We start from the raw sequence: 6,280 nt of genomic DNA, 5'->3' as shown, positions 1-6,280 counted from the left end.
CTCCAGGAGCGTCTCGCCAAGCTCGCTGGCGGCGTCGCGGTGATCCGCGTCGGCGGCGCGACCGAGGTCGAGGTGAAGGAGCGCAAGGATCGCGTTGATGACGCGATGCATGCGACCCGCGCGGCTGTCGAGGAAGGCATCGTCCCGGGCGGCGGCGTCGCCCTGCTCCGTGCTTCCGAGCAGCTCAAGGGCCTGCGCACCAAGAACGACGACCAGAAGACCGGCATCGAGATCGTGCGCAAGGCGCTGTCGGCTCCCGCTCGCCAGATCGCGATCAACGCCGGTGAAGACGGCTCGGTGATCGTCGGCAAGATCCTGGAGAGCAAGACCTACGCTTACGGCTTCGACTCCCAGACCGGCGAATACGCCGACCTCGTCAAGAAGGGCATCATCGACCCGACCAAGGTGGTCCGTACCGCGATCCAGAACGCAGCTTCGGTTGCGGCCCTGCTGATCACCACGGAAGCCATGGTCGCCGAGCTGCCCAAGAAGGGCGGCGCCGGTCCGGCGATGCCCCCCGGCGGCGGCATGGGCGGCATGGACTTCTGAGCCCAATCGTTCGCAGCTCCTATATGTCGGACGCCCGTTCCCCTAGGCGCCACTCGGCGATGCTTTGTGACAGCAGGGAACGGGTCACAATATTCCGTCTTTCTCGTAACGCGCTTCTATATCTGTCGCTCACCGGCTTGCTATCCGTCAATGCAAATGGAGGGCCCCGGAGGGATATTGCGCGTTCACAAGCGGAGTGGCGAACATGGATACGGAACAACTCTTTCTAGGTCTATCGCTCCTGCTGTTAGTCGGTGGCATCGCCTATTACCTCGCGCACCATAAATCGCACGGCCTGCGCCCGGCTCCCGCAACGCCGCGACAAGCAGACTTGGGACTGCAATCTGATATCCAGCGGGATTTCCAGCGCGTCTTTTCCATGACGAGCTCGCAGGGAAAAGAGGGTCTGATCAAGCGCTGGATGGATCGGACCGGTTGCGACCGCACGGAAGCCATGCGGCTGGCAACGGAAGAGTGGCGGCGGGATAACCGCTGAAAGCTGAGTCTGCCTCCACGCCAGGCAGCAGCAGAACGTCGAAATCATCGGGTTCGACCTGCTCAGGCGCCAGATCGATTAACAATTCCTCGCTCCAATTAGCGAACGTCCAGGCTCGCACGCAGTCGGACTTCGGAGATGCGATCTTCGCGGTTGCGCCGGCTTCGTCCAGAGCCTTGCGCGGTACGGCTAGTGCGCCATCATCAGCGGGATCGGCGATTCATGCATCAGACTGTAGGTCACCCCGCCGAGCAACCGCTCCAACAGGCGGATATGGCTATATCCGCCCATGACGATGAGGTCCGCCTTGCGGCGCTCGGCCTCCGCCATCAATTGCGGCCCGACTTCGCTAGTGCGGCACTTGATACGATGCAGGCTGGCCTGAATTCCATGATGCCGAAGGTGATTGACGGCATCGATCCCTATCACCGCTTCCTCCTCGGTTGGCTTTTCGCCGGTCGCAACGATGACCGAGACTTGTTGGGCCCTGTGCAGAAACGGCATTGCTTCGGCAAGCGCGCGAGCGGCTTCCCGGCTCCCGTTCCAGGCGACCATAATGCGGTCGAAAGCAATCTTCGGCCGTTCAGTCTCAGGAACGAGATAGACGTTCCTGCCCGAGCCAAATAGCACACCCTCGACGAGTTGTTCCGGATCCATCGCGCCGTTGGGCCGAAGCGCCACGAAGGTGTCGGAGGAGCGCGCCTCTCGCGCGGCAATTCTGGCAACGTCGTCGGACAGCACATCGAACCGCCGGATCTCGACCACCCGATCCAGCATTTGCAGCCGCTTGGCAAGTGCAGCCTCCATCGCATCGCCAGTTTCGCGCGCATGTTTGACGATCGCGGCGGTGGCGTCGCCCTCGATCGGCCCCGGCAATGGCAGAACGTTGAGATACAACCCGATGACCACGCGGGTCTCCAGCTGGCGGGCTATATCAGCGACGGCTGCCAAGCGAATTTCGTCTGAAGCGCCGCCGTCCAGCCACACCATGACATCCCTGATCATTTTCTCTCTCCTGGGTCACGTCAGTAGGACGAACAAGCTCCAACAATACCCGGCCGTTCGCCTTGGCGCTGCTTGTCGATATCGAGGCCAGCGATGATCGACTCGCTCGACTCTCGCCAACACTCATGGCGTCGATGCTCAGCTGGTTCGATGGCACGGCACCGATCATCATGGCAGCGGCTCCTCGGCGCATGATACGGTGCGCAGGCCGGCATCTACCTTGATGGTCGTCAGCTATGGGCGATTTTCTTGAACGGCAGGATGCGCCGACTATTTCTCGTTGGAACAGACCGCGGCAAAAAGCCAAAACGTGTGACGATTAGCACCGGATTTGCCGCTAGCGGCGGTTGCCACGCCTGAAGCAACCAACGCGATCGATGGGCGCCTCAGTCGCGCAACCCGCCCGGGTTCATTGAACTTTGACGGCAAAACTGATGACCCTCAATGAAAGTCGGGCGACGATACCCGATGCTCTAGTGTCACCAGGCGCCGAGCGGAGGAGCAAACCTGAGATGAGGATATTGATCGTCCTGACTTCGCACGGCCGACTTGGGAGCACTGGCAAGAAGACCGGCTTCTGGTTCGATGAGCTTGCTACGCCCTACTACATCTTTAAGGACGCCGGCAGCGTTCTCACACTCGCATCTCCCGAGGGGGGCCTGCCCCCGGTTGATCCGAGAAGCGAGTGGGCCGAGGAAGAGACCGCAGCGACTATTCGCTTCATGCGCGACAGTTACGCGCAAACCGAGTTAGCGAACACCAGGGTGCTGTCTAGCATCTCGGCCCGCGACCATGATGCCGCGTTCTATCCAGGTGGCCACGGCCCGTTGTGGGATCTCGCCAATGACCCTCATTCAGTCGCTCTGATCGAAGCCATGTTTTGCAGGGGTCGTCCTCTAGCGCTGGTCTGCCACGGACCCGCCGCGTTGCGTTACACCAAGGCGCCAAATGGCCGCCCCGTTGTCGCCGGCAAATCCGTCACCGGATTTTCCAACCTCGAGGAGACTGCAATTGAGCTGACGGACGTCGTACCGTTCCGGATCGAAGACATGTTGAGGAATAACGGCGGCAATTATTCCCGGAAAGAGAAGTGGCAACCCTATGCCGTCTCCGACGGGGATCTGATTACGGGACAAAATCCGGCATCCTCGGCAGCTGTTGCCAACGCTTTGCTCCGTCGATTGCGGATCAAGGGTCAGGTCCCGAAAGGTGGTGACGTCGCGGCTCGAAACGCCTGAATAGCGCCTGACGCGACGCGAGCGCGACGCTCTCGACGGGCTGCTGCGGGTCAATCAAACAAACTGAAAGGAAGAAATGGAGAAAGGAAGTTGACGGTCGTCATGGCTTCGGCAGTCCCCATTTCTAAACTGGGGCATCGGTGACCTGGTCCGCGGACGCGCAATCAAAGCAGCGAGCAATTGAAGCAGCAGGGAGACAACAATAATGAAATCCGACAGCGAAATCGAACGTGATGTCCGTGACGAGTTGAAATGGGATCCAGATCTCGACGCTTCCGATGTCGCCGTTTCGGTGAAGGATGGCGTGGTGACCCTTGCAGGTTTCACCCATAGCTATGCCGACAGGCTTGAAGCGGAGTCCGCAGCAAAGCGCGTGGCCGGCGTCAAGGCTGTGGCGAATGATATCGAGGTTCGGCTGCCTTCGATCGATCAGCGCCCCGATCCGGATATAGCGCGAGATGCGGTCGCGGCGCTGAAGCAGGAGTTGCCGATCTCCCATGAGAAGATCAAGGCAGTCGTCAAGGACGGCTGGATCACATTGGAAGGGGATGCCGAGTGGCAATACCAAAAGACAGCCGCTGAAAACGCGGTGCGAAAAATCAAGGGCGTCAAGGGCGTGATCAATGTCATCACGGTCAAGCCCAATCTTGAGCCGACGGAAATCAAGAGCAAGATCATGGACGCCTTCAAGCGGAATGCGGAGGTAGACGCGGACCATATTTCCGTCGAAGCGAATGGCGGCGAGGTGGTCCTGAAGGGCACCGTTCGTTCCTGGATCGAACGCGAGGAAGCGGAGCGCGTTGCCTGGTCAGCACCTGGCGTCACTAGCGTCGACGATCGTATCGTGGTCAGCCCCTACTAGGGCATCGCCCACGCGCTGTGCGCGGGTCTTTATGTCGCAGGCGAACCACAAGTCGACCCAACCGAATAGGAGAGTCCCCATGGGGTTGAGATCACTGGTCCCATTTGGCGACTCCGGCGCGCTGATGCAACCCGATTTCAGTTTGTTCGGCTTGCATCGCGAGATCGACAGGTTGTTCAATGAAGTCGCCCAGGGCAATGGCCATAACGGTGCGCAGCTCGTCCCGAAAATTGATGTCTCGGAGAACGATAAGACGATTGAGATCAGCGCTGAAATGCCCGGCCTCGAGCGCAAGGACGTCGAGATTTTGATCGACGACGACATGCTCACCATTCGCGGTGAGAAGAAAATCGAGGAAGACACGACGGACAAGGATGTCCAGCACAACGACCGCAGCTACGGCGTGTTTTTGCGCGTGCTCCAGCTTCCGCTGGGAATTGACCCGTCGGGCGTGCAGGCGACGATGTCAAACGGAATTCTGGAAATCTCGATTCCCAAGCCGGCCAAACCCGAACCAAAGAAAATCGAGGTCAAGGAAGGTAACGAACAGACCAAACAAGCCGCCTGAAGTCTCCAGGCGGCTAGCGGGATGCGTCTGCCGTTTTGGCCCCAACTGGCCAGGCGCATCCCCCCTCGATGCGGAGCTCGACGCAACAGGTTGAATGCGTTCATGTAATAGCTTAGCTCGCACTGAATTTCTTGCCGCGGATCTCGGCGGCCCAAGCCTCGCCATTACCTCTGGCGACGACGTGGTTAGGCACCATGTTCTTCTCTTTCGCGACGATAGGATCGTCGTAACGGCGACCGATCAGCCGCTCGGATCAGTCGCTTGATTGCGCAGACCGTGTTTTCCCGATTGGTAGTGCTCTGGCGGGGCGGCCGGCTCAGTGTGGCTTCACCCTCTCATGTCCCGACTGAACGAGGAAGACCCGGTTAAGCGGTGCGGCTCATTGCGTCGCCTGCGCGCATGATCAATCGTGCAGCGAAGTGCCGGAGCTTTAGAGCGGTCGCGGATTACAGCAGCTTCCGACTGTAGACCCCGCGGGGACGAACGCGGACTGCGCGGCACACGTGGCTAGATAGCACCCTCAACCTTCTTAATCTCCAGCCCGGCCCGGGCTTCGCTTGGCAGGAATCCGTATGCTTGCTTGAACCGGCGCCCGAAATGGGTGAGATCGCAAAATCCCCATCCGAAAGCTATTTCACTCAACGTACGATTGGCCTGGATGGGGTCTTCAAACGCAGCGCGGCATCGTGCGAGTCGCCTCGCCAGCACCAAACGCGAGAGCGACGTACCCTGTTCAGCAAGAACGTGATTCGCGTATCGCACGCTAACGCCTACGGCATCAGCTATAGCTTGCGGAGCAAGCTTCGGATCAGTCAGTCTTGCTTCGATAGCCGCGCGGATATTCAACAAGACCAGAGCCTTTGCGGAGGAGATGCGGGGACGAGCACCTTCGACTGCTTTGGCGAGCGAAACCGCGATCAAATCGACGAGGCCATTGGCGATTATGCCTTCGCCTGCGGAACTCGACTCTCTTGCCAGTGAGGGTAATAGGGCCGTCACCGAGGAAGTCAGCCGATCCTTCGCCGTACAGGGCTTTATCAACGACGCTACTATATCCCGCGTTTTGCCGAGTCGCGCCTCGAGCTCGTGACGCGGAGTCTTGATGACCAACATTTTGGAGGGCCGGAAGAACTTTCCTTTGTAGGGCAGCAAAGGGTCTAACAACGTCAGGGAGCCTGGCTCCAACACGACCTCGCGGGTATCTTGTTCAAGCATGACCGCACCTGACAATTGGCGGCACACGAACAAATGATCGGTCTTCGCGCAGGAGGCATGCGCTGCTGTATGCGAAACTTGCATCGGCGAATTGCGGAACAGAATAAGCTCTAAACCGCCGAGCTCGCCAACCTCGATCTCAGCTTCGAAGTTCGCGCGCACGTCCGGCTTTGAGTTATGGTTCGTGATCGCTTTGCAGGCGACGCTGTGCCAGCAATCGAATCTTTCCCGGGGATGTACCTCTTGGGTTGAAAAAACCGTTTCCATGTGGCGTCTCCATTTGCTCAGACGGCCGAAAGTCTGTGCCGACACGGCCGATCCTGGAGTCGGAAAACGGTATTAGAATC

Annotated in this window: 7 protein-coding genes; 5 read left to right on the top strand and 2 right to left on the bottom strand. The window is 59.3% G+C overall.

Going from position 1 to position 6,280, the window contains the following annotated elements:
- Positions 1-549, top strand: a 549-nt coding sequence (locus tag A7X65_RS34585) for a TCP-1/cpn60 chaperonin family protein (RefSeq protein WP_283806194.1), incomplete at its 5' end; no start/stop codon positions are given.
- Between the two features lie 205 nt (positions 550-754).
- Positions 755-1,045 carry a hypothetical protein gene (locus tag A7X65_RS34580; protein ID WP_063693819.1) on the top strand — a complete coding sequence of 97 codons (291 nt, stop codon included), beginning with the start codon at positions 755-757 and terminating at the stop codon, positions 1,043-1,045.
- 189 nt (positions 1,046-1,234) lie between these two features.
- Here the strand turns inward: A7X65_RS34580 and A7X65_RS34575 are convergent, their stop codons facing one another.
- The gene (locus A7X65_RS34575) at positions 1,235-2,050 is read right to left on the bottom strand and encodes a universal stress protein (RefSeq protein ID WP_063693818.1); all 816 of its coding nucleotides are present in this window, start codon (positions 2,048-2,050) and stop codon (positions 1,235-1,237) included.
- 512 nt (positions 2,051-2,562) lie between these two features.
- Between A7X65_RS34575 and A7X65_RS34570 the strand changes: the two genes are divergently transcribed.
- From A7X65_RS34570 to A7X65_RS34560, 3 genes are all read left to right on the top strand, one after another.
- Positions 2,563-3,288 carry a type 1 glutamine amidotransferase domain-containing protein gene (locus A7X65_RS34570; protein WP_063693816.1) on the top strand — a complete coding sequence of 242 codons (726 nt, stop codon included), beginning with the start codon at positions 2,563-2,565 and terminating at the stop codon, positions 3,286-3,288.
- A 205-nt stretch (positions 3,289-3,493) separates the two neighbouring features.
- Entirely contained in the window at positions 3,494-4,150 is a 657-nt protein-coding gene (locus A7X65_RS34565) for a BON domain-containing protein (protein ID WP_063693814.1), read from the top strand.
- A 79-nt stretch (positions 4,151-4,229) separates the two neighbouring features.
- On the top strand, positions 4,230-4,718 hold the full coding sequence (locus A7X65_RS34560) for an Hsp20/alpha crystallin family protein (protein WP_063693812.1): 489 nt from the start codon (positions 4,230-4,232) through the stop codon (positions 4,716-4,718).
- A 507-nt stretch (positions 4,719-5,225) separates the two neighbouring features.
- On the opposite strand, the gene A7X65_RS34555 is transcribed toward A7X65_RS34560, so the two are convergent.
- Positions 5,226-6,200 (bottom strand): AraC-like ligand-binding domain-containing protein, encoded by a 975-nt coding sequence (locus A7X65_RS34555; protein WP_063693810.1) that lies wholly within the window; start codon positions 6,198-6,200, stop codon positions 5,226-5,228.
- Between the last annotated feature and the right edge of the window lie 80 nt (positions 6,201-6,280).

Origin of the sequence: Bradyrhizobium stylosanthis (assembly GCF_001641335.1) — a bacterium.
Classification (GTDB): Bacteria; Pseudomonadota; Alphaproteobacteria; order Rhizobiales; family Xanthobacteraceae; genus Bradyrhizobium; species Bradyrhizobium stylosanthis.
The sequence above is the reverse complement of the archived record's forward strand: the minus strand, read 5'-3'. Positions and strand labels throughout refer to the sequence as shown.

Bases quoted from the DNA above. Each gene is read 5' to 3' on its own strand.
- A7X65_RS34580 (WP_063693819.1), top strand. From the start codon at position 755: ATGGATACGGAACAACTCTTTCTAGGTCTATCGCTCCTGCTGTTAGTC.
- A7X65_RS34575 (WP_063693818.1), bottom strand. From the start codon at position 2,050: ATGATCAGGGATGTCATGGTGTGGCTGGACGGCGGCGCTTCAGACGAA.
- A7X65_RS34570 (WP_063693816.1), top strand. From the start codon at position 2,563: ATGAGGATATTGATCGTCCTGACTTCGCACGGCCGACTTGGGAGCACT.
- A7X65_RS34565 (WP_063693814.1), top strand. From the start codon at position 3,494: ATGAAATCCGACAGCGAAATCGAACGTGATGTCCGTGACGAGTTGAAA.
- A7X65_RS34560 (WP_063693812.1), top strand. From the start codon at position 4,230: ATGGGGTTGAGATCACTGGTCCCATTTGGCGACTCCGGCGCGCTGATG.
- A7X65_RS34555 (WP_063693810.1), bottom strand. From the start codon at position 6,200: ATGGAAACGGTTTTTTCAACCCAAGAGGTACATCCCCGGGAAAGATTC.